Genomic DNA, 22,348 nt, shown 5'->3' with positions numbered 1-22,348 from the left:
ATACATTCCAAATTTAATTTAAATAACTAATTAATCAATAACTTATTGTAATTAAGAACAGATAATATCAGTAAAAAACAAGATGCCTATTTTGGTTAAAGATTATGCGATCAACGGCACTTTCACGCTTGAAAATCAATCAAACTAAAAATCGTGCCAATTTAATTGGATTTATATACGGTAATTATACCGGTAGGATATATAGGGATGTATCTGTATTGATTATAAAAAAGCCAAGCTATCAATTCGCTTGGCTTTACTGGTTAAACAATCAAATTTGCGTTAAAACTAGGCAGTTTCTCGCTTCTTATGACCTTCTTCTAAGTGAATAAAGTCCACAAGATCATCACCACTCACTTGAAAAGCCTGACCAAAACCTTTTACAAACAAACCTTGTATCGGCTTTAATCTGAACAACTTAAAATCCTCCAATGAGCTCAATCCATCGATAATCTCACCAAAACGTTCTTTCATTTGTGCAACTGCCTTTTCCCACTTATCTTCATCACGAGTAACTAATATGGCCGTCGCATCGAAGGTAAGACGTTTACGCGCAAATAATTGTTTTGACGTATCTTCATCTTCTACGAGCATTAATGATGCATCAGGGTTTTGCAGAAGATTCCTTGCGTGACGTGCAATTTCTGAAATCAATATATAGTAACCATCGTCTAATAAAACAAAGGGCGCATAGCTTACGTTTGGCTTCCCCTCACAATCTACGGTTGCTAATTGAAGGGTTTTACGTGAATCACGAAACTCTTGAATTTCAGGACCAAGACGATTTTGTAATCTTTCTTGTTTAACTGCTGAGCTCATTTTTATTTCCTTTTAAATTATATTCTGACTTATTTATATTCTTGTTTTAAGACATTAAAAGCACTAACTTGTTCGGGAAGCAGTTGACGCTTTTTATCCCTGCCTAAATAAATTTTAAAAATCGAATGACCGTCTTGATCAAAGAAACCAAAGTAGTGGCTTTCTGAACCTCTAAACGGCTTACTAACTAAAGCGATATCGTGCATTAACTCTAGATTTAAGTGACCATGTAACTCACCATTACGCCCCATTAAATTGTAGTAACCATGAGCAAGCTTTCCTTTTGGAAACGGTGCTTTCACCTCAAAAATTGAACCAAATAAACGTACAATAGTGGTAACATCGCCAAAGCCAACAAGGCCCTCTAAGATCTCTTGAGCTTTTACGCCATCAATTAACGTAACCATGGTTTCAGGTAAAGATTTCACGACATCAAATTCTGATAAATTTAATTTTTTTGCAATATCACTTGGTAGAAGCGATGGGTCTTTATTTAGGATTTCCATAATTTCTTTATTCACGATTCATTCTCTATATTTCATTAATTGTGATTAAGCTGCTTTTTCATTTACTTGGGACAGCGCTGATATAGCACCTTGAGCCAAAGTTACCGCCCAAAATTCGCCAGCTAACGTCAAACTTAAATAGTCATTGTTTACGATCACAAGACCATTATTTTGCCAATGTTGGAATAAGGGCATTAGATAGTGAAAAATATCTTGTGATGAATGCGGTAGTAATAGCTGACGCGATAGAACACCACGATCAAACCCCGCCTTTATCATTGAAAACAGACCTGCCGAAGTTGCTGATTGCGTCATCATTGCGATAGGCATTTGATTGCTATTAATTGAGTCTATATAACTGTTAAGCGTTCGATGCTGCATGATACCAACACCGCCAACATTACCACCAGCACCACAACCAACAGGCAAAACTTCAGCCGTTGTTTTAGCTAAACTGTTATAAATACTGCGCTCTCTGTTGTCTCTTGCCCAATGATTTACACTTAATCTATGTAGGTGATGTTTTTTCATGAAATCAACACCGTATTGGTACATATACGCTTTTTCTTCTGTCGAAGCGGGTTGTGGTAATTTTCCGTTTTCAATCATCCCTTGCATTGGTGTCCCGCCCATCTCAATCAGCTGATACAGATCAACACCATGGGCCCCTGTTTCTAAGAAGTCATTTAGATCCTGCTGCCATATCTCAGCAGTTTGATATGGCAAGCCATAGAGGAGATCAACTACAATTGGAGCTTGGTTAGCTTTACTGAGCTCTTGAATTCTTCGTAGTACGTACTCTTTGTCATCTAAACGTTTGGCTGAACGTCTAACTTTGGTATTAAAGCTCTGTACGCCAAAAGAGAATCGATTGAACCCACCTTCAAGTGATTTATCAAACATCTCTTCATCAAATCGATTAATACGCCCTTCTAGGGTAATTTCACAATCTGTTACTAAAGGAAAATAATGACGAATAGCTTTACCTAGTTTTTCAATTTGATCCGCACTCAGATCCGTTGGCGTTCCTCCACCAATATAGACCGCGTGAAATGGTGCAGCTTGTGTCCAAGCTAATTTCGCTTTCCATTTCAACTCAATCATCAATGCATCAAAATAATCTGCAACTAGACTTTTACTTGAAGCGTGTTGGAAGAAATTACAATATGTACAACGCACACGACAAAAAGGGATATGTATATATAAGCAACGGTGATTACTTAATTCTGCTGTCTCTGACAAAGCCTTATCAAAACGCTCTGTAAAATGTGCCTGATTAATCGGAACTGAACCTCCCCCAGCATGAGCTGATGATTTTCTTTGAAAAGCATAAAGCAAAGGTTCTGGTGTGCTTTCACCTAAGATTGATGTGGGTAGCTGATGTAAATTTATCTGTTTATTCATGATTTCAATTCTACTTCTCTACTCTTTACCGCTAAGAGCTTCGTTTCTTTTTACATCATAAATTATTTTTAAATGATAATGCAATTGATAATTGATCTCATTTCTATTCCGTTTATAATAATCCCTATCTTTTGATGTTCTGTTACCAATTTTGCTTGGTATAAATTTGATATGGAGTTATTCGTGCTGAACTTTCGTTACCTTGCTGCCGTTGGATTTTCTTTAGCTGTTCACACCATTCTTCTTTGGTCTGTGCCAGAAAAGAAAGCATTTGCTATGCCTACTGGAAGCCAATCCTCACAAGTGAACATTCAGCTTGTTGCTCCTAGCGCACCAGCAATGTCTTCAGTTAAAAAGACCGAGCCACACAAAGAAGAAATCAAAACCGAAGCTCTGGAAAAAAAAATGGAAACGGTTAAGCCCAAAAAACCAATCACTAAGAAAATAGAACATACAAAAAAACCGTCAAAAATAAAGCCAAGCAACCCAAAACCACCAGTTAAGAAGCAACCAAAACCAGCTGTGGAACAAGCGAAATCAAAGGCAACACCTAAAGAATCAGTAACAAAAACAAAGCAAGACATTGCTAAAACAGACAGTACCGCAAAACCTGTTGCATCAAAATCAGGAGCAACAGAGAAACCACAGTTAATTCAGAAACCAAGTTTCCTAAAGCGTCCTAGCGCTCCTCGTTACCCTCGAATTGCACAGCGTAAAGGTGTTGAAGGAACCGCTCTATATGAGATTTGGCTTAATGAAAAAGGAAAGCAAATTAAACAAGAATTAATTACTTCATCTGGAGCAAGCGTTCTTGATGAAGCGGCTCTTAACGCTATACGTGATTGGAAATTTTCACCACAAATTATTAATGGTCAGGCTATCGCTCATCGCGTTCAGATCCCTGTTCGATTTTCACTAAACTAGTTGTATGGACATTAACATGCTCAATTTTTCTCATTTATATTCTCAATTAGGTCTTATGGCCTTACCGTTATTATGTTGCTCTTTAATTACCTTAGCGTTATTAATTGAACGATCTATTCAACTGCTATTATTTTCTGGTTGCTCTCACCGTTCAATCAAACAATCTTTAGCACAATTGGATAAAAATGATGAGCAAGGAATAGAGACATTAATTACCACTCTAAAACACCGAAGAGCTTTATCAGCCAAAGGTAACGCCATGTTACTTGCCCACCGTAACTTTGCGAAAACGCTGCGTGAAGATGTTGCCGGGTTATGGCTACAAGAGAAACGATACCAACTGCGTTCAGGCCTTCGTTTATTGTCATTAATTGGTATGATCAGCCCACTGTTTGGCTTATTAGGCACAGTGCTTGGTCTTATTGATATGTTCAAAGATGTCGCCGCAACCACAGGATCGATTACCCCGAACATACTTGCAGATGGACTGGGACTTGCTATGCGAACAACTGCCATCGGTTTAATTATTGCCCTACCCGCTATTTCAAGTGCTCAATTATTAGGGTTATGGGCAGATCGTATTTTTACTCGCTTAGAACATTCATTAAATTACACTAATTTATGGGTCGAGGGTGTATTCACTACAAACGAAAAAGTAGAAGAAAATTCAGTAAATAAAGTGGTGATCGTATGATAAAGCTGGCTAACGAGACTTCTTCTGAGTCATTTCAACCCGACTTAACCCCTTTATTAGATATTATTTTTATTGTGATGGTATTTCTTCTATTAACAGCCACAGTAAAGCTTCAATCGCTTGAAGTTAGTTTACCTAGCGCTGAAACAGAGGCGGTATCAGATGTAGATAGTAAATCTCTTACCGTAAATATTTTAGAAAATGCACCTTATTGGGGATTAGATGGAAAGTCCTACTCTTCTTGGGAGAGTTTTACACAAAGCTTATTAATTCAAGTAAAACAAAAACCGGACTTTCAAGTTGTTATCGCCTCTGACAAATCAGCGGAAATCCAACACATGGTTAAACTACTCGCCTTTCTACAAAACAATGATATCAAAGCAACTCAAATTTTAATGGACGAAAATAAATCATGAACAAATTAAAACTGACTTCAGCTTTACTTACTTTAATCATTTCCTCAATGCCTTCAATAACCTTTGCACAAGAACGAATCATCAGTGCTGGCAGTGCTGTGACTGAGTTAATTTATGCGTTAAATGCTCAAGAATCTCTTGTTGCCGTTGATGTTACTAGCAAAATTCCACAAGCGGCTCAATTACCTAAAATTGGCTACCATCGCCAATTATCAACTGAAGGTCTATTAGCATTACAGCCAACTCAAATTATTGGCTCTGATGAGATGGGGCCAAAGACAACATTAGATTTACTTGTTCAGTCTAATATTAAAGTCAGTGTGGTAAATACCAAACCAACGATCCAAGGCTTATTAGAACGTATTGATGAAATTGCAGCGATTACTCAACATCAAGAACAAGCTCAAAAAATTAAAGATAGTGTTAATAAAAAAGTCGCGCAGTTAAAAAGCAATATCCCAAACAAAGATAAACAAAAAAAAGTGCTCTATTTATTGTTACATGAAGGCCGAGCACCTTATGTGGCAGGCAGTGATACTACGATGGACGAAATGATCAGTCTGGCTGGTGGTATCAATCCAGCCCAACAATTAATGTCCTCTTTCAAGCCTCTCTCAATGGAAGCGATGATCTCTATGCAACCCGATGTAATTTTAGTTAGTGATCGCAGTTTAAAAAAATTAGATGGTATTGATAACATAATTAAATCCATACCTACCTTGGCGTCAACTCCCGCAGGTATCAACAAGAAAATCATCGGGATTAATGGCTCTGCACTCGTTGGTGGACTAGGTTTAGCGACCCTTGATGAGGCTGCTCGTCTTAACACTCTGCTTTACCCATAGGATGAATTCATTATGTTGTTGAAATACATTCCTTATTCAAAATTATTAAGCATTTGTGCTTTTTTTCTTACCTTTATTGCTCTGGGCTCTATTGCTACAGGACCAATGAATATTAGCTTAAGTGACAGCTTTAACAGCTTAGTACCTTGGTCTAGTATTGAAACGCCTGCTCATATTGATTTGATCATTCATCAAGTTAGATTGCCTAGAACGTTATTATGCATGCTTGTTGGGGCTATTTTAGCGATATCTGGCGTTGTAATGCAGGGGTTATTTCGTAACCCACTTGCTGAACCTGGGATTATAGGTGTATCGGCAGGAGCCGCTCTTGGTGCTGCAACCGCGATCGTTCTATTCTCTTCGATTTCGGAGAAATACCCGCTATTCATGAACTTTGCTGCAGTGCCTGTTTTTGCTTTTCTTGGAGGAGCGATTACCACTTTAATTGTTTATAGTTTAGGGACTAGCAAGTTTGGCACCTCTATCACAGTAATGCTGTTAGCTGGCGTTGCTATTAGTGCATTATCTGGTGCAGGAATTGGTTATTTAAACTTTATTGCGGATGACCAAATGTTACGCGACCTCTCTTTATGGTCAATGGGATCATTAGCGGGAGCAAGGTGGCCTGACTTATTATTAGCGAGTTTTGGACTTGTTGTTCTTCTATCTCTCTTTATGAAAAATGCATCAGGATTAAATGCATTGTTACTTGGTGAAGCAGAAGCAAAACATTTAGGGATTAACGTTCAATCATTAAAAAAACGAATGATTATTTTAAGTGCTATTGGTGTAGGGATCACTGTCAGCTTATCGGGTATGATTGGGTTTATAGGCCTTATTATTCCTCATCTCGGTCGCATGATAGCAGGACCAAATCATAAAACCTTATTACCTCTATCAGCTCTTTTAGGTGGCCTTTTACTCACTTGTGCCGATATGTTTGCTCGTGTAGCGGTAAGCCCCGCGGAACTTCCTGTCGGTATTGTTACCGCGATTATTGGTGCACCTTTCTTTTTATATCTATTATTTACTCAAAGGGGAAAGCTCTAATGCACTCTAAGTCTGTTGCTATTTCAGCAAAAAATATCTCTTATCGGATAAATAATAAGATTATTTTAGACGATATTAATTTAGATCTTCATTGTGGTGAAGTAACCACTTTACTTGGGCCTAATGGCGCAGGAAAGAGTACGTTATTGAAAATGCTATGTAATGAAATCGAATCTAACCATGAAATCCTCTATTTCAATAAGAGAAAAGAGGATTGGAATAAAACGTTGTTAGCACAGCAACTTGGTATTCTTCCACAACAGAGTAGCTTATCTTTTTCTTTTAATGTTGATGAAGTGGTTGAACTTGGTGGATTGCCTTTAGATCTTCCCAATAAAGCATTGAAACAGACCACTCAATCTATGATGAAGAAAACAGGGATCTTTCATTTAACAGAAAGACTCTACCCTTCCCTCTCTGGTGGTGAAAAACAACGTGTTCATTTAGCACGCGTACTAACGCAAGTAAGTCAACATCAACAGAAGATTATCATGCTTGATGAACCCACCTCCGCTTTAGATTTATCTCACCAACATAATACATTACGTTTAGTGCGGGAATTAGCAAATGAAGGGGCAGCCGTAGTAGTAGTATTACATGATTTGAATTTAGCCGCGCAATACTCAGATAGAGTGATTGTATTAAAAGATGGGAAACTGCAAGCTGATGGAGCCCCTTGGGAAACGATAACAACAGGAATGATTGAAAATGTATATGGGCATAAAACGTTAATACAAGCGCACCCAATGTATGATTTTCCTGTGGTGTATGCGGCTTAAACCTTCAACATTTATAAGAAAACAATTCCAATAATATGAAAAGAAGAGCTCGCATCACTTATCAGCTCTTCTTTTCAATTGCAGACAACTTATTCTTTAACGCATTTTAAATATTTCTTTATGGAATGATGCTTCTGATAAACCGGCTTTTACTAATGTGTCTTTCAAGCTAACACCAAATCCTTCAGGGCCACAAAAGCTAACTGAAAACGCTTTATTATCCATGCTCTTTAAAATCTGCTCAGACGTTAATCTATTTCCTTTATTTGACTCAATAAGGTGTAACTCAATAAAGTCCATACTACGTAGTATCACCTTAATTTCAGCATTGAAGAACGCTTCTTTTTCATTGTTTACACAATAGAATAGATGGATCTTTTTAATCTTATTTTTTCCTGTATTCGCTGTTTTTTGAAGCCAATATAGCCGAGAAAGTAGTGGAACAATGCCAATTCCTGCCCCTATCCATACTTGATTCGCATCTGATGATACCTGAAAGTAGCCATAGCCCCCCTCAACGGTCACTTTTGTTCTTGTGTTTATCTCATTGACTAATGTATGGGTGTAATCACCAAGATCTTTGATCCCAAATTCAACCAATTTTCTATCTTCATCATAATTTAGGATAGAGAACGGATGCGGAGCTTCACCATCATGGAAGTTAATATAAGCAAATTGACCTTCTTTATATTGTAATGAATTTTCAAGCTTAATTTGCAGACGAGCTACCATTGTTGAATCTGATCCACTCTTAAATTTATCAACGCGTATAACTTCGCCTTTTATTTTATTTTTCTTACCAATAGAACCCGTTAATGATAGGAATGCGCACCAGACTGAGATAATCGATATCAGTATGATCGCGATATTCATCGGTATTAACGAAAGATCCCAGTTGATCAAAAGAAGAGTATGAAAAATACCGGCCAACATTAATACTCCACCAATTTTATGGACCCCTTTAAATTTTTTGTAACTAAACCTTTCGACTAAACTGATAATGGTAAAAATAATGAAAAACTTGAATGATATATCTCCGACTTTTTCAGCCATTGATACCCAATCAACACCTGACATTAATTGGCCTTTCCCTTTTCCTTGATGCAAGGGACGAATAAGTAAACCCAATTGAACAGCCCAATGCGCACTTTTGATAACGGCCCAATGCAAAATTAGAGTGATAAATGCTGAGATCCCTAATTTTTTATGCAGTGCGTAACCTTTATCTAATCCTTTCACTACACCGTCTACCCATTTGAATCGTGCAGAAAGAATTATTGCCGCCCCCATGTAGGCAAAGCCTAACCAGCCCGTTAGTACAATAAGCTGCTTACGTAAGTCCATCATATTATCAAGTTCATAAAATGATGACACAAAAGAAGGTAGCCATAGTAAAAGAAGAAAAATCGTAAATTTACGCATCATCGACACTCATAAGGTGAATTAACTACATAGATAATATGCTTTAATAAATAAATCAAAAGTGGATTTACATTTGCTGCCGCTCTTTTACAAAACCTGACATTACACCTAAGTCTGTTCTAAATGAAATGAGCCGCTACAAACTGAATATGGCATAAGATAGATAGGTAGATAGGTAGATAGGTAGATAGGTAGATAGGTAGATAGGTAGATAGGTAGATAGGTAGATATTACAGGCATAAAAAAAGGAGAGCTAGTGCTCTCCTTAATTAGTCTTAAAGCCTTGAAACTGTTCTAATTAAAGAGCAGCGTTCGCCTTAGCAACAAGAGCAGCGAATGCTACTTTGTCGAATACAGCGATGTCAGCTAGGATCTTACGATCGATTTCAATAGATGCTTTCTTAAGACCGTTGATGAAACGGCTGTAAGATAGGCCGTTCTGACGAGCAGCAGCATTGATACGAGCGATCCAAAGTTGACGGAAAACACGCTTTTTATTACGACGGTCACGGTAAGCATATTGTCCTGCTTTAGTAACTGCCTGGAAAGCTACACGATAAACACGTGAACGTGCTCCGTAATAACCTTTAGCTTGTTTCAGTACTTTCTTATGACGTGCACGAGCTTGTACACCACGTTTTACGCGAGGCATTGTGTCTCTCCTAAACTAAATATAATAAATTAACTAAAAATTATGCGTATGGAAGCATACGTAAAACTGCTGCTACTTCACATTTAGGAAGTAGAGAGTTTGGACGAAGCTGACGCTTGTTTTTAGTAGTACGTTTAGTCAGGATGTGACGTTTCGTAGCGTGCTTAAATTTGATACCACCAGCAGTTTTCTTAAAACGCTTAGAAGCACCTTTGTTTGATTTCATCTTAGGCATGATGAATATAACTCCGCATTGTTGCGTGATTAAACATATAGTAATTAGGCGAATAAAACAGGACAACTGCGAACAGCTACCCTACTTTACTACTTGAATGCACTAAATTACTTCTTTTTAGGGGCTAACACCATAATCATCTGGCGACCTTCAATTCTCGTTGGAAATGATTCGACTACTGCAAATTCTTCAGTATCCGCTTTCAAACGATTAAGAACGTCAACACCGATGTTTTGGTGAGCCATCTCTCGGCCACGGAAGCGAATTGTTACCTTCACTTTGTTGCCTTCTTCCAGGAAACCAGTCAGGTTGCGTAGTTTTACCTGATAGTCTCCAATATCAGTCCCAGGTCTAAATTTAATTTCTTTAGTTTGAACCTGTTTCTGTTTTTTCTTCTGCTCTTTAGCAGCCTTAGCCTTTTCGAAGAGGAATTTGCCATAGTCCATCACACGACAGACTGGTGGCTCGGCATTCGGGCTGATTTCAACTAGATCGACACCTGCTTCAAGTGCAACGTCTAACGCTTCATTTAGTGAAACGACACCAACTGACTCGCCATCTAGACCTGTAAGGCGTACTTCTTTAACGCCAATAATTTCACCGTTTAGACGATGAGCATTTTGTTTAGCCGGCTGTTGGGCTCTTTTTCCGCCTTTAATACCTTATTCCTCCACAGTATTGAGCGTTCGGGCACTAACTTCTTGCTGCAGGAATGCAACAAAATCATCAATTTTAAATTTACCCAAATCTTTACCTTTACGTGTACGTACTGCAATTTCTCCGGCTTCCATTTCTTGGTCACCACAAACAAGCATGTACGGAACACGTTTCAAAGTATGTTCCCTGATTTTAAAGCCAATCTTCTCATTTCTCAAGTCCGCTTTGACTCTAAATCCATTTTTTTGCAGTTTTTTTGCAATTTCTTGTACATAATCAGCTTGTTTGTCTGTAATGCCCATCACAATTGCTTGTTCTGGCGCCAACCATGTTGGGAAAAAGCCTGCGTAGTCTTCAATCAAGATACCAATGAAGCGCTCAAGTGAACCTAAAATCGCGCGGTGAATCATCACTGGTGTGTGACGTTCGTTATCTTCACCTACGTAAGTTGCCCCTAAACGCTCTGGTAATGCAAAATCTAGCTGCACTGTACCACATTGCCACGCACGGTCCAGACAATCATGCAAAGTAAATTCAATTTTCGGTCCGTAGAACGCACCTTCACCCTCTTGGATCTCGTAAGCGATTTCCATAGACTCTAATGCAAGGATTAAATCCGCCTCTGCTTTGTCCCACATTTCGTCAGAACCAACACGTTGTTCAGGACGTGTAGATAGCTTAACTACGATGTTTTCAAAACCAAATGTTGTGTATGTATCGTAAACCATCTCAATACATGATTTCACTTCATCTTGTACTTGTGCTTCTGTACAGAAGATATGAGCATCATCTTGAGTGAAGCCACGAACACGCATGATGCCGTGTAGCGCTCCTGATGGTTCATTACGATGACATGAGCCGAACTCAGCCATACGCAGTGGTAAATCACGGTATGACTTCAAACCTTGGTTAAAGATTTGAACGTGACCTGGGCAGTTCATTGGCTTAATTGCGTATTCACGGTTCTCTGAGCTTGTTGTGAACATCGCTTCTGCGTATTTATCCCAGTGACCTGAACGCTCCCAAAGTACGCGATCCATCATTAATGGACCTTTTACTTCTTGGTAATCGTATTCTGTTAGTTTTTCACGAACAAATACTTCTAGCTCACGGAAGATAGTCCACCCGTTGTGATGCCAGAAAACCATACCTGGTGCTTCTTGTTGCATATGGAACAAATCAAGATGCTTACCAATTTTACGGTGATCGCGCTTTGCTGCTTCTTCTAGGCGAATAAGATGTGCTTTAAGCAATTTCTTATCTTGGAATGCCGTACCATAGATACGTTGCAGCATTTTGTTGTCGCTGTTACCACGCCAGTATGCACCAGCAACGCTTAGAATTTTGAAATTCTGGCAGAAGCTCATGTTTGGTACGTGTGGACCACGACACATGTCGATGTATTCTTCATGGTGGTATAAGCCTGGACGATCGTCTTTAGATACGTTTTCGTCAAGGATTTCAATTTTGTAAGTTTCGCCACGAGCATCGAATGCATCGCGAGCTTCTTGCCAGCTTACGTTCTTCTTGATTACTTGGTACTTGGTTTTAGCAAGATCTTTCATACGCTTTTCAATCTTATCAAGATCTTCTTGCGTTAAAGAATGCTCCATATCGATATCGTAGTAGAAACCGTTATCGATAGTTGGACCAATCGCCATTTTAGCTTCTGGAAAAAGCTGCTTAACTGCGTGACCTAAAAGGTGCGCACAAGAGTGACGAATGATTTCTAAACCGTCTTCATCTTTTGCTGTGATGATTTCAAGTTGTGCGTCATTTTCAATTAAATCACACGCATCAACACGAACGCCATCAACACGACCAGCGATACAAGCTTTCGCAAGACCTGGACCGATGTCAGCAGCAACATCCATAGTAGAAACAGCATTATCGAATTGACGTTGAGAACCGTCTGGAAGAGTAATTACAGGCATGTTTTATCCTTTACAGTGGTGTTGCACACGAAGCAACACATGCTAAAAATTAATAAGTCTAAAATAATAGATTGTCTAAGATGTAAGGATCAATCAACCACACAAAGGTCGGGAACACTTACAAGTTGGTCATTGTACGACTCTTAATCACCTAATGCAAAAAAGAATCGAGATCACAAAAATGATGTCGATTCTTTTAATATGTTTAAAATAAAAACGTTAGCTATACGCGTAATATCTTTTGCACTGCATTATGTATTTCTGCGCTTGAAGCATTTGTATTTAGTGAAAAAGACACATATTGGTCACCACGATTAAACCCCATCGAACGGTCAACTTCAGCTAAACAATGAAGTACTTGGCCATCGAGAATAAATGACAACTCAATCTCTTTTTTATTGATGAATCCGTTACTTCTAAACTCAATCTCTTGGTAACCACCAGAATGCGATTTAAAGTGGCCACCATTAAGGTACCCCTTCTCAACATCGGCTTTTACCATGCCAAAACCAGCTTGTTCTATTTGATTAATAATAGTGGCTGCAACTGACATCGGTTTCACTACGAGTAAATCACGGTCTGTCGGGTCAATTGCAAAATCAATATCTAACACAGTTTCAACCCAAACATCACAATGATTATTACGAACGTTCAATGCTGTAATAGGAGTTTCATCAGGCAGTTTAATTGTGAATCGTATTTCCTTCTTCTCCCCGACTCGAATAACAAAAGGATCCACCGCTTGGGTATGAAACAAAGTCAGTGTTTGATAGCTAGTACCGTTATCACTTTCTACTTTAACTTCTGTATTGAGTTTTAGGTGAATTGCATCAATCTGCTGTTCAACATCGCCACCTTGGATATGAACAGTACCGATTAAAGTATCACCCTGAAATAATTCTGGGTTTTCTAAAATGGTATCTACCTTCGCGGCACCTATACCTAATGACGCCTTTAATTTTTTAAACATCTTTTCGTCCTTTTCATATGCTTATTCTTATTTAATTCTGTCTGATATTACTCTCTACGTAAACTTTAATAGGAGTCTTTTAGATTACGTTCCTAAAATCTGCATTGGTAATTGTAATAAAGCATCACCACTGCTAGCAAAGTACCAAATAATCCCGACAAGTGAACTTACTAACCCTACGTACCATGCAGTCGATACAAGCTGTCCATACTTATCTAATGGTAATAGATGGCTATGATGACGAGATCGCCATTCAAAGACTATCTCAAGACTTCCCATAATAAGTAAGAACCCAAATAACGCGAGCCCTAATTGGTAACTCAAGATAATGCCACCTACTGCAGCCAACGCACACAAGGTAATACCTAGCTTACTGTTCATTGAAAAGCTAATACTCTTTAGAACATGGCCACCATCTAAAGGGAGTATTGGTAGTAAGTTAAATAAGTTCAAAAATGCATTAAAAACAGCAAGACCTGCAAAGAACATTTCTCCGGTTATCCAATAGACTACAATGAGAACAAGAGATAATATCAAGCCAAAAAAAGGACCCATGATAGAAATAACGACATCTTGCCAACGTGTATTTATCTTTTCATCACTGAGTGCTAAGCCTCCTAAAAATGGAATCAAATAGATCCCTTTCGTTTTCATGCCAAAGTATTTCATCGCTCTGATATGACCATATTCATGAAAAACGAGACAAGCGATAAGCGATAGCGCAAATTCAATAGAAAATAACCATGAATAAGCGGCAATACTGGCAGAGGCTAACACCACTTTAATCAGTTTTGCACTTTTTAATGCTTTCATTCCTAATGAGATAAGTCCAATTAAACTAAATTTTCGCTCTGCCTTAATTGGGGTATGCGGAACTTGTTGCTCAATATCTTTCGTGTTACGAGAACCTTCTGCAATCAGTTCATCATCAACCATAGCTCTGTATTCAATTAAAAAAGGCTGCCATGTCACTTTCGCTTCTAGGCGACAAGTGATCACAATATCTCCTTTATTCAACTGAAACTCATGTAGGTAATGATCTTGATGGTCAGCTGAAGCCGCTTGCTGAGCCACTAAAGTGTTATTCCAAAAAACTTGCTGCCATCCAGCCATTGAACCTTCTAAGCGTAATGGTTGCCCTAAAAAGTTAATTGATAATAATTCCATTATTTACCTTAAAATATAGATTATGATATTGCTTTTTTGAGGGTAGCCTCAACCGCTATTGATCTTCCAACATTGAAAAACCACGATAAATATTACAAACAGTGATGACAGCAAAAACAACAATAACAATTGAAAGATGCCATACCGCATTTAAACCAATTTTTACTAACAACATACTAACCAAGGCCGACACTATCATTTGCCCTCCCCCAGACATAGCTGCAGCAGCCCCTGCTTGTTTCTTATAAGGTTGCATCACCATGGCTTGGGCACACGGTAAAGCTATCCCATTCCCCAAGATCATTAACCCTTGTCCAAGCATTAAATACATTGGCTCTAATGGAACTAAAAATAACCATATAGCAGAAATAAAATGCAATACAGGAGTAAATAATAACATTTTCTTTGTGCCAATTTTAGGCCGTACTTGATTACAAATACTTGTTCCTAATAGCATTCCAATCGCGGGTATTAAAGCCCACACCGCGTATTCAGCAGAACTCATGCCTATTTGGTTTTGCATAATAAAAGGCATGACAGATATTGTGGTTATCATTAATGTAAAATTAAGCCAACCAATACTCGCAAAGCTTATAAAATAGCGAGATGTCAGTAGAGCCCAGTATTGCTTTGCTATATTTACAGGAGATGGAATCGAAGAAGTTTGAATTAAGGTTTCTTTAAATTGAACAAGAATGACCAATAATGCGATAACTACATAGCCAAATAATGAAATAAAGATAACACTCCATCCGAAGTGATAATTTATAAACCCGCCAATTACAGGCGCTATCATTGGGGTTATTGATGCCGCCATCGCAATATAAGACATCGCTATAGGCAGCTCAGCGCCATTAAACCGGTCTCGAGTAGACGCTCTTGCTAAAACCGCGCAGCACCCAGTACCAAGCCCCTGTAAAAATCTTCCAAGAACAATACCTTGAAAGCTATGTTGAAATATAAGAATAAAAATAATGCCAAGTAAAGCAATAGACAAACCAAAAATTAATACTTTTTTACGGCCTAAAGCATCAGACACTGGCCCATAAATAAATTGAGACGGTCCAAAACCCAATAAATACACACTCACTAACAGCTGAGTTTCATTAAGACTAATATTAAAATCTTTTGCTATCCAAGGTAATGATGGGAAAACTAATCCCATACTTAACTGGCCAATACTAATAATTAAGCATGCAAGTAAAATGCTTTTCATATGAGTGTTAAGAATACTACTCATTATTATATGACTGCCATTCCATGTTAATACCTACTCCCTTATGGCATTAATAGATTGATCCTATTTCATTAAACCATTTATGCTAAATGATAAGACACAACATAAAGCTGACCTTTGTTTGGATAGATCTCTTCAATGATATTTTTTAACTCTTCAAGCGTCATGTTCTCTTGTTCTGCATGATACGTATTAAGATCATCAAAGGTAATTGGCTCTACCGAATCAATCGCTAATCGACAAAAATGACGGTTATCTTCATAAGTACTGACTTCTACTTCAGTTCCTACCACGTAATCTTTTTCTGATTCGTCACGAATGGTAATTACTTTTTTCCCCGATAAAATATCAGATTCAAAACGTTCAAAAAAGGTCATGCTTGTTGGTGCTGATTTCATTGTCTTTTCCTAATGCAATTCGAGCTGCGACAATGCAGCTCGAAGAGAAATATTAATAAAAAATACGTAACGTTAAGCGAAGCAGTAATTTGCCCAATGAGCTAAACCGGCAGTAACTGAGCCAAAGTAATTGCCACCTACAATTTCAATATTTGGTAATTGTTTCTGCAATGCTGCTTGTAAAATTGGTGAACGAGCAGAACCACCGGTGACATAAATAATATCTGGCGTTTTGCCTGCTTGCTGAATAGCCTCTTTTACAAGTTTGTTAATATTTTCTTGTGGTTTAGCTATCGCTTCTATCAAATCTGACCGACTGATTGATAACGATAAGCCTTCATCTAAATAGCTTAAATCTACCGCATGCTCGAAATGCTCTGACAATGCAATTTTGGTTTGTTCAGCATCACGCAGTAATTTATAACTTAGTTTTTCATCGTACAATTTAATTAAACGAGCTAGTTTTTCAGGCTCTTGAGTGTCGTTCATCATTTGTAAAAGATGCTTACGATTACCAAAACCAAAAAACTCCAACTGAGCCACAATATTGTTGACTGCTATTGGGTTCCAGAACTGCGTCATTGGTAACTCAAGCCCTTTGTGCGTACGACTTTGAGACCCCAATAATGGCATTAATTGGCGATGGGCTAAATGAATATCTAGATCATTACCACCAATTCGTGAACCACTGTGAGATAAGATCCCTTTTGTGCGATCATGATAATCGCGCCATGATGGTCCCATTTGAATCATTGAACAGTCTGTTGTACCACCGCCGATATCAACAATAAGAACGGTTTTATCTTCGTTTAGCGTTTGCTCATAATCCAAACCAGCAGCGACTGGCTCAAACTGGAATTCAATATTCTTAAAACCAACACGCATTGCTGCACGAGAAAGGATTGAGATAGCCTGACTATTTGCTTCATCACTTTCAGCGCCTTGGAAGTTGACTGGGCGGCCAATCACTGTTGAAGTGACTTCTTGTTGCAGCTCTTGTTCTGCCTTGTTCTTGATGTTTTTCATCATTGCTGTAACAAGATCTTCAAACAAACTCACTTGTACATCACGTAAACCAGAAACCCCTAAAAAAGACTTTGGAGATTTTACGTAATACACATCTTCTGGATCTTCAATATACGTATTTAATGCTGCTTGACCGAATGTCATCGACTCAGCATCTACATCAATATCTTCTTCACGGTTGAATGAAATGGCGGTATGAAGTAGACGCTCATTAATATCTGAACTTGGCTGAACACCCCAAATACGGAATAAATATTCTGAAACGGCTTCTCGTGTAGGCGCACATAACGCAGAAGGAATAAACGTGCTGTCTCCTTCTAGCTTTAATAGCTTTGCTTGATTATTTTGGATGGTAGCCACTGAGCAATTGGCAGTTCCATAGTCAAATCCGATAAACATTGTTGTACACCTAGCTTCGATAAAAGGGAGCTGATTTTACTCGCTTGCAGTGACTTTGCCAATCAAAATGAGAAAGATGCTGCAATTCCGACATGATCTTGGTTAATTATGGGCATAATCATCACTTGGTTTGACTCTATATACTTATCTGTCACCAAATATTGAATTGTTGTCGCTAATACCGCACCTGCAATAACATCTCTCCAATAGTGATGCTCATTCTCTACTCTTGAATATCCAACCAAACCAGCGCCTATATAAGCGGGTAAGCCATACTCCCAACCATAACGAAATTGTAAATACGACGCCCCCTGAAAAGCTGAAGATGAATGCCCTGATGGAAAGCTAAGATCATCCTCTCCATTTGGTCGTTCTTCTCTCACGGTATATTTCAACGCTTGCGTTGCAGCTAAAGTATAAGTGGCGCCTTTAGCAAACATCCAAAAACCATCATAGTCTTCTTTATATAAAGCAATTGAACCAGCAATGATTGGAATTGCTACAGCACCAATATCAGCGGCCATATCTCCTGATTTTTTCACTTCCGCACAAGCAAAAGAACTCATAAAAATACATGAACCTGCTATTCCTATTTTTACTAACGATTTCATTTTTGACCTTTATTTAATCAATCACTGCATTAGAGTGTTATTTTTGGAATTATAACGAGTTAATCGTGAAGTAATTGTCAATTTATCTACAATTTGAAACCGTTAAATAATTGTTTTTACTTTTATTATGACTGGATAGACCATTTGATGATAAGAGATTGGTTATACTAACGCTGTTATTTCATTAGCTAGGTTTTTACCAAATATATTATGCAGTTAAATCAATATTTTTCGGAAACAGATAATTCATTCGAATTCACCCGTCAACAAGCAAGTGATTTTGCAAAAAAAGTGGCTGGTGACTTCAACCCGATTCACAACGTAGACTCAAAACGTTTCTGTGTTCCTGGTGATTTATTGTTTGCCGTTTTACTTTCTAAAACCGGCATTAGTAACAAAATGCATTTTGACTTTGCCGGAATGGTCGCTGGTGGGACCGCTTTACATATCAATCACCTTGAAGAAGGTGAATATTCATTATCAGATGATAACGATAAAGAATATTTACACGTGAGCCGTAGCGGCGAGAAAAATTTAAATCCTGAGTTTATTGAACATGTTGTAAAACAATATGTGCAATTTTCTGGTATGAACTTCCCTCATATCATGGTTCCATTAATGGAAGAAAAGCAATTAATGATTAATTGCCAACGTCCTTTGGTTATTTATGAGAGCATGGACGTAGAATTTACTCGTTTAGATATTTCAACACCAAGAGTTGAATTTACTGGCGCTACGATGGATATCGAAGGAAAAAGAGGCTTAGTTAAACTAAACTTCATATTCACTGAAAACGGTGAAGAAGTCGGTCATGGCACAAAGCGCATGATTGCTACAGGTTTGAAAAGTTATGATCAAGTCGCTATTGACGATCTAGTTGAAAGATTTACCGCATTAAAAGTGGCTTATAATAGTTAATTTAATAAAGCCCATACACATTTATAAAAAAGGAGCATTTCGCTCCTTTTTTTTTGTAAATAAAGCAAGGTAAATCACGATCTGCGCTATTGTTTTACGATAAATATCATATGATACTTAACTTATACCTATAACGATTATGAATACTACGAGATTCATAACATTACTAATGCTGGCTAGAATGAAATCGATAATCAATACAAAAAAACAAGACCAATTCAGGCGTTCTTCTTTAGATGATCTCCTTTTAGAAAAAACACTATCCCCACTAATGAATAATCATTATTCCTGTTGCGAATGCTATGCAGCTTGGTTCGGACAACCTATTTGTATCGCATGTGGCAAAGAAAAATTTGTCATCACAACCGATCTATATTCTGAACAACGTAAATTTGATATTTGCTAACCATTTCAAGTTTGTCAAATTACAGAGACAAAAAAGCCCGCTTAAAAATAAGCGGGCTTTTTAATACATTAAGAAAAATTATTCTTCTGTCGTATCTTCATCTGATTCAGCGTCAGGAGTTTCAGTTGCTTCAGTAATTACTGTCGCCTCTTCTTCACCTTCTACTACATCACCGTCAAGAATTTCAAGCTCTTCTGGTTCATCAATGCGTTGTAAACCAACTACGTTTTCATCTTCAGCAGTACGGATCAGTGTAACACCTTGGGTATTACGACCCACTTGGCTTACTTCCGATACGCGTGTACGAACTAACGTACCTGCATCAGTAATCATCATGAACTCATCACCATCTTCAGCTTGAACTGCACCGACAACACTGCCGTTACGATCTGAAACCTTGATAGATACAACACCTTGTGTTGCACGGCTCTTCGTTGGGTATTCAGAAATTTTAGTACGTTTACCGTACCCATTTTCTGTCACCGTTAGAATGTCACCTTCATTAGAAGGAACAATCAATGAAACAACCTGATCTTCACCAGTCAGTTTCATACCACGAACACCTGAAGCAGTACGACCCATTCCGCGAACATGTTCTTCGCTGAAACGAACGACTTTACCTGCTTTAGAGAACAGCATGATTTCATTTGAACCCGTCGTAATATCGACGCCGATTAATGAATCATCTTCACGTAGATTAACTGCAATTAAGCCGTTTGCACGAACTTTAGCGAATTGGTCTAACGATGTTTTCTTAACCGTACCATCACCTGTTGCCATGAAGATGAACTTATCTTCAGAGTATTCAGATACTGGTAGAATCGCTGTAATACGCTCACCTTCTTCTAGAGGAAGAATGTTCACGATAGGCTTACCACGAGCGGTGCGGCTTGCTTGAGGAAGTTGGAATACTTTCAAGCTGTATGCTTTACCACGTGTAGAGAAGCAAAGGATATTATCATGAGTGTTAGCAACAAGTAGACGCTCGATATAATCGGTGTCCTTCATCTTAGTTGCACTCTTACCTTTACCACCACGACGTTGCGCTTCGTAATCACCTAGAATTTGGTACTTAACATAACCTTCACGAGAAAGTGTTACTACAACATCTTCTTGTGTGATTAAGTCTTCGATATCGATATCGTGAATAGCGGCACCAATTTCAGTACGACGCTCATCACCATAAGTATCACGAACCGTTATTAATTCATCACGAATGATTTCCATTAGACGCTCAGTACTTGCAAGGATATGCATTAGTTCTGCGATTTCATCTAATAGTGCTTTGTATTCATCTAGAATTTTTTCATGTTCTAAACCAGTTAAACGGTGTAGACGTAATTCTAGAATTGCTTGAGCTTGTTGTTCCGTTAAGAAGTATTTACCTTCACGAATACCAAACTCTGGCTCTAACCAATCAGGGCGAGCAGCATCTGTACCAGCACGCTCTAGCATGTCGGCAACATTACCAAGATCCCAACCGCGAGCGACTAGGCCTTGTTTTGCTTCTGCTGGTGATGGCGCATTTTTGATTAGATCAATGATCTCATCAATGTTTGCTAATGCCAGCGCCAAACCTTCAAGGATATGAGCACGATCACGCGCTTTGCGTAATTCAAAAATTGTACGGCGAGTTACCACTTCACGACGGTGATCAACAAAACACTTCAACATTTCTTTTAAGTTGAACAGTTTTGGTTGGCCGTTATCAAGCGCTACCATGTTTACGCCGAATGTAGTTTGAAGCTGAGTTAATGAGAACAGGTTATTAAGAACCACCTCACCCACGGCATCACGCTTACATTCGATAACAATACGCATACCATCTTTATCAGATTCGTCACGCAGTGCTGAAATACCTTCGACTTTCTTATCTTTAACCAGCTCAGCGATCTTTTCGATCACACGTGCTTTGTTAACTTGATAAGGGATCTCAGTAACAATAATGGTTTCTTTACCATTTTTGTCCGCTTCGATATTTGCTTTAGAACGCATGTAAACTTTACCGCGACCTGTCTTATATGCATCAATGATGCCTTTACGACCACTGATTAACGCAGCTGTCGGAAAGTCAGGACCTGGAATATAGTTTATTAGCTCATCGATAGTAATATCTTCATTCTCGATGAATGCTAAACAACCATTAACCACTTCAGTTAAGTTATGAGGAGGTATATTAGTTGCCATACCAACTGCGATACCTGATGAACCATTAACTAATAAGTTAGGTACACGAGTAGGTAATACCGCAGGGATCTGTTCTGTACCATCATAGTTAGGAACGTAATCGACGGTTTCTTTGTCTAAATCGGCCAACAATTCGTGGGCAATTTTCGACATACGAACTTCGGTATAACGCATTGCCGCAGCAGAGTCACCATCGATAGAACCAAAGTTACCTTGGCCATCAACAAGCATATAGCGTAGTGAGAACGGCTGCGCCATACGTACTATCGTGTCGTATACAGCACTATCACCATGTGGGTGATACTTACCAATTACGTCGCCGACTACACGGGCAGATTTTTTATATGGTTTATTCCAATCATTACCTAATACATCCATCGCAAATAAAACACGGCGGTGTACAGGTTTTAGACCATCACGCACATCTGGAAGAGCACGACCAACGATTACTGACATCGCGTAGTCTAGGTATGAACCTCGAAGCTCATCTTCAATATTTACGGGCGTGATCCCTTTAGCAAGATCGCTCATAGAGCCAATATCCCTCAATTAGTTCTGTCGTATCAATATCAATTACTTTATCAATCATACTATCTATAAAGATAAAGTAATTGATACTGATAAACGTGCAAGATTACAAAATATAGCACACAACGCTTCTATTTCGCATCGTTTTAATTCGCAAAATCACT

At 38.4% G+C, this 22,348-nt stretch carries 22 protein-coding genes; 7 read left to right on the top strand and 15 right to left on the bottom strand.

Annotation, left to right across the window (positions count from 1 at the left end):
- Positions 1-288: 288 nt before the first annotated feature.
- From hutZ to hutW, 3 genes are read right to left on the bottom strand one after another with little or no spacing between them, the layout of a single operon-like run.
- Positions 289-819 (bottom strand): heme utilization protein HutZ, encoded by a 531-nt coding sequence (hutZ, locus tag A6E06_RS04330; RefSeq protein ID WP_065591802.1) that lies wholly within the window; start codon positions 817-819, stop codon positions 289-291.
- Positions 820-848: 29 nt separating this feature from the next.
- A complete protein-coding gene (hutX, locus tag A6E06_RS04325; RefSeq protein WP_255312053.1) occupies positions 849-1,340 on the bottom strand; it encodes a heme utilization cystosolic carrier protein HutX in 492 nt (163 codons plus the stop codon).
- Between the two features lie 30 nt (positions 1,341-1,370).
- Positions 1,371-2,729: a heme anaerobic degradation radical SAM methyltransferase ChuW/HutW gene (gene hutW / locus A6E06_RS04320; RefSeq protein WP_065591801.1), complete on the bottom strand. Its 1,359-nt coding sequence runs from the start codon at positions 2,727-2,729 to the stop codon at positions 1,371-1,373.
- Between the two features lie 183 nt (positions 2,730-2,912).
- Here hutW and A6E06_RS04315 point away from each other — a divergent pair, with 183 nt between their 5' ends.
- From A6E06_RS04315 to A6E06_RS04290, 6 genes are read left to right on the top strand one after another with little or no spacing between them, the layout of a single operon-like run.
- Positions 2,913-3,653, top strand: coding sequence for an energy transducer TonB (locus tag A6E06_RS04315; protein ID WP_083190275.1), 741 nt, complete (start codon positions 2,913-2,915; stop codon positions 3,651-3,653).
- A gap of 16 nt (positions 3,654-3,669) precedes the next feature.
- Positions 3,670-4,347 (top strand): MotA/TolQ/ExbB proton channel family protein, encoded by a 678-nt coding sequence (locus A6E06_RS04310; RefSeq protein WP_065591800.1) that lies wholly within the window; start codon positions 3,670-3,672, stop codon positions 4,345-4,347.
- Positions 4,344-4,763, top strand: a complete 420-nt coding sequence (locus A6E06_RS04305; RefSeq protein WP_065591799.1) for a biopolymer transporter ExbD — start codon at positions 4,344-4,346, stop codon at positions 4,761-4,763. Before A6E06_RS04310 ends, A6E06_RS04305 begins: the two co-directional genes overlap by 4 nt.
- Complete coding sequence (locus A6E06_RS04300) at positions 4,760-5,608, top strand: hemin ABC transporter substrate-binding protein (RefSeq protein ID WP_065591798.1); 849 nt, start codon at positions 4,760-4,762, stop codon at positions 5,606-5,608. Before A6E06_RS04305 ends, A6E06_RS04300 begins: the two co-directional genes overlap by 4 nt.
- 12 nt (positions 5,609-5,620) lie before the next feature.
- Positions 5,621-6,658 carry an iron ABC transporter permease gene (locus A6E06_RS04295; RefSeq protein ID WP_065591797.1) on the top strand — a complete coding sequence of 346 codons (1,038 nt, stop codon included), beginning with the start codon at positions 5,621-5,623 and terminating at the stop codon, positions 6,656-6,658.
- The gene (locus A6E06_RS04290; protein WP_065591796.1) at positions 6,658-7,437 is read left to right on the top strand and encodes a heme ABC transporter ATP-binding protein; all 780 of its coding nucleotides are present in this window, start codon (positions 6,658-6,660) and stop codon (positions 7,435-7,437) included. Before A6E06_RS04295 ends, A6E06_RS04290 begins: the two co-directional genes overlap by 1 nt.
- Positions 7,438-7,533: 96 nt before the next feature.
- Here the strand turns inward: A6E06_RS04290 and A6E06_RS04285 are convergent, their stop codons facing one another.
- The 11 genes from A6E06_RS04285 to A6E06_RS04235 form a co-directional block, all read right to left on the bottom strand.
- Positions 7,534-8,862 carry a ferric reductase-like transmembrane domain-containing protein gene (locus A6E06_RS04285; RefSeq protein WP_255312052.1) on the bottom strand — a complete coding sequence of 443 codons (1,329 nt, stop codon included), beginning with the start codon at positions 8,860-8,862 and terminating at the stop codon, positions 7,534-7,536.
- A gap of 295 nt (positions 8,863-9,157) precedes the next feature.
- A complete protein-coding gene (rplT, locus tag A6E06_RS04280) occupies positions 9,158-9,511 on the bottom strand; it encodes a 50S ribosomal protein L20 (protein ID WP_012550351.1) in 354 nt (117 codons plus the stop codon).
- A 40-nt stretch (positions 9,512-9,551) separates the two neighbouring features.
- Positions 9,552-9,746, bottom strand: coding sequence for a 50S ribosomal protein L35 (gene rpmI / locus A6E06_RS04275; protein ID WP_065591795.1), 195 nt, complete (start codon positions 9,744-9,746; stop codon positions 9,552-9,554).
- A gap of 107 nt (positions 9,747-9,853) precedes the next feature.
- Entirely contained in the window at positions 9,854-10,405 is a 552-nt protein-coding gene (gene infC / locus A6E06_RS19525) for a translation initiation factor IF-3 (protein WP_083190274.1), read from the bottom strand.
- A gap of 3 nt (positions 10,406-10,408) precedes the next feature.
- Entirely contained in the window at positions 10,409-12,337 is a 1,929-nt protein-coding gene (thrS, locus tag A6E06_RS04265) for a threonine--tRNA ligase (protein WP_065591793.1), read from the bottom strand.
- A gap of 223 nt (positions 12,338-12,560) precedes the next feature.
- Positions 12,561-13,307, bottom strand: a complete 747-nt coding sequence (locus tag A6E06_RS04260; RefSeq protein ID WP_065591792.1) for a sporulation protein — start codon at positions 13,305-13,307, stop codon at positions 12,561-12,563.
- Positions 13,308-13,391: 84 nt separating this feature from the next.
- Positions 13,392-14,474, bottom strand: coding sequence for a site-2 protease family protein (locus A6E06_RS04255; protein ID WP_065591791.1), 1,083 nt, complete (start codon positions 14,472-14,474; stop codon positions 13,392-13,394).
- A 55-nt stretch (positions 14,475-14,529) separates the two neighbouring features.
- A complete protein-coding gene (locus tag A6E06_RS04250; RefSeq protein WP_065591790.1) occupies positions 14,530-15,714 on the bottom strand; it encodes a multidrug effflux MFS transporter in 1,185 nt (394 codons plus the stop codon).
- Between the two features lie 77 nt (positions 15,715-15,791).
- A complete protein-coding gene (gene yqfB, locus A6E06_RS04245; protein ID WP_065591789.1) occupies positions 15,792-16,109 on the bottom strand; it encodes a N(4)-acetylcytidine aminohydrolase in 318 nt (105 codons plus the stop codon).
- Between the two features lie 72 nt (positions 16,110-16,181).
- Complete coding sequence (gene yegD, locus A6E06_RS04240; RefSeq protein ID WP_065591788.1) at positions 16,182-17,534, bottom strand: molecular chaperone; 1,353 nt, start codon at positions 17,532-17,534, stop codon at positions 16,182-16,184.
- 62 nt (positions 17,535-17,596) lie between these two features.
- Entirely contained in the window at positions 17,597-18,145 is a 549-nt protein-coding gene (locus tag A6E06_RS04235) for a phosphatase PAP2 family protein (RefSeq protein ID WP_065591787.1), read from the bottom strand.
- 210 nt (positions 18,146-18,355) lie between these two features.
- On the opposite strand from A6E06_RS04235, the gene A6E06_RS04230 reads away from it, so the two are divergent.
- Positions 18,356-19,063, top strand: coding sequence for a DUF3581 domain-containing protein (locus A6E06_RS04230; protein WP_065591786.1), 708 nt, complete (start codon positions 18,356-18,358; stop codon positions 19,061-19,063).
- Between the two features lie 484 nt (positions 19,064-19,547).
- Here A6E06_RS04230 and gyrA read toward each other — a convergent pair whose 3' ends face one another.
- The gene (gyrA, locus tag A6E06_RS04225; protein ID WP_065591785.1) at positions 19,548-22,187 is read right to left on the bottom strand and encodes a DNA topoisomerase (ATP-hydrolyzing) subunit A; all 2,640 of its coding nucleotides are present in this window, start codon (positions 22,185-22,187) and stop codon (positions 19,548-19,550) included.
- Between the last annotated feature and the right edge of the window lie 161 nt (positions 22,188-22,348).

It is taken from the genome of Aliivibrio sp. 1S175 (assembly GCF_001690985.1).
Classification (GTDB): Bacteria; Pseudomonadota; Gammaproteobacteria; order Enterobacterales; family Vibrionaceae; genus Aliivibrio.
Note: the sequence above shows the minus strand (reverse complement) of the source record. Positions and strands in the feature narration are given on the sequence as shown.

Bases quoted from the DNA above. Each gene is read 5' to 3' on its own strand.
- A6E06_RS04290 (WP_065591796.1), top strand. From the start codon at position 6,658: ATGCACTCTAAGTCTGTTGCTATTTCAGCAAAAAATATCTCTTATCGG.
- A6E06_RS04260 (WP_065591792.1), bottom strand. From the start codon at position 13,307: ATGTTTAAAAAATTAAAGGCGTCATTAGGTATAGGTGCCGCGAAGGTA.
- yegD (WP_065591788.1), bottom strand. From the start codon at position 17,534: ATGTTTATCGGATTTGACTATGGAACTGCCAATTGCTCAGTGGCTACC.
- A6E06_RS04295 (WP_065591797.1), top strand. From the start codon at position 5,621: ATGTTGTTGAAATACATTCCTTATTCAAAATTATTAAGCATTTGTGCT.
- A6E06_RS04300 (WP_065591798.1), top strand. From the start codon at position 4,760: ATGAACAAATTAAAACTGACTTCAGCTTTACTTACTTTAATCATTTCC.
- hutZ (WP_065591802.1), bottom strand. From the start codon at position 819: ATGAGCTCAGCAGTTAAACAAGAAAGATTACAAAATCGTCTTGGTCCT.
- gyrA (WP_065591785.1), bottom strand. From the start codon at position 22,187: ATGAGCGATCTTGCTAAAGGGATCACGCCCGTAAATATTGAAGATGAG.
- thrS (WP_065591793.1), bottom strand. From the start codon at position 12,337: ATGCCTGTAATTACTCTTCCAGACGGTTCTCAACGTCAATTCGATAAT.
- A6E06_RS04305 (WP_065591799.1), top strand. From the start codon at position 4,344: ATGATAAAGCTGGCTAACGAGACTTCTTCTGAGTCATTTCAACCCGAC.
- A6E06_RS04250 (WP_065591790.1), bottom strand. From the start codon at position 15,714: ATGAGTAGTATTCTTAACACTCATATGAAAAGCATTTTACTTGCATGC.
- A6E06_RS04235 (WP_065591787.1), bottom strand. From the start codon at position 18,145: ATGAAATCGTTAGTAAAAATAGGAATAGCAGGTTCATGTATTTTTATG.
- A6E06_RS04255 (WP_065591791.1), bottom strand. From the start codon at position 14,474: ATGGAATTATTATCAATTAACTTTTTAGGGCAACCATTACGCTTAGAA.
- A6E06_RS04310 (WP_065591800.1), top strand. From the start codon at position 3,670: ATGCTCAATTTTTCTCATTTATATTCTCAATTAGGTCTTATGGCCTTA.
- A6E06_RS04285 (WP_255312052.1), bottom strand. From the start codon at position 8,862: ATGATGCGTAAATTTACGATTTTTCTTCTTTTACTATGGCTACCTTCT.
- A6E06_RS04230 (WP_065591786.1), top strand. From the start codon at position 18,356: ATGCAGTTAAATCAATATTTTTCGGAAACAGATAATTCATTCGAATTC.
- hutW (WP_065591801.1), bottom strand. From the start codon at position 2,729: ATGAATAAACAGATAAATTTACATCAGCTACCCACATCAATCTTAGGT.
- rpmI (WP_065591795.1), bottom strand. From the start codon at position 9,746: ATGCCTAAGATGAAATCAAACAAAGGTGCTTCTAAGCGTTTTAAGAAA.
- yqfB (WP_065591789.1), bottom strand. From the start codon at position 16,109: ATGAAATCAGCACCAACAAGCATGACCTTTTTTGAACGTTTTGAATCT.
- rplT (WP_012550351.1), bottom strand. From the start codon at position 9,511: ATGCCTCGCGTAAAACGTGGTGTACAAGCTCGTGCACGTCATAAGAAA.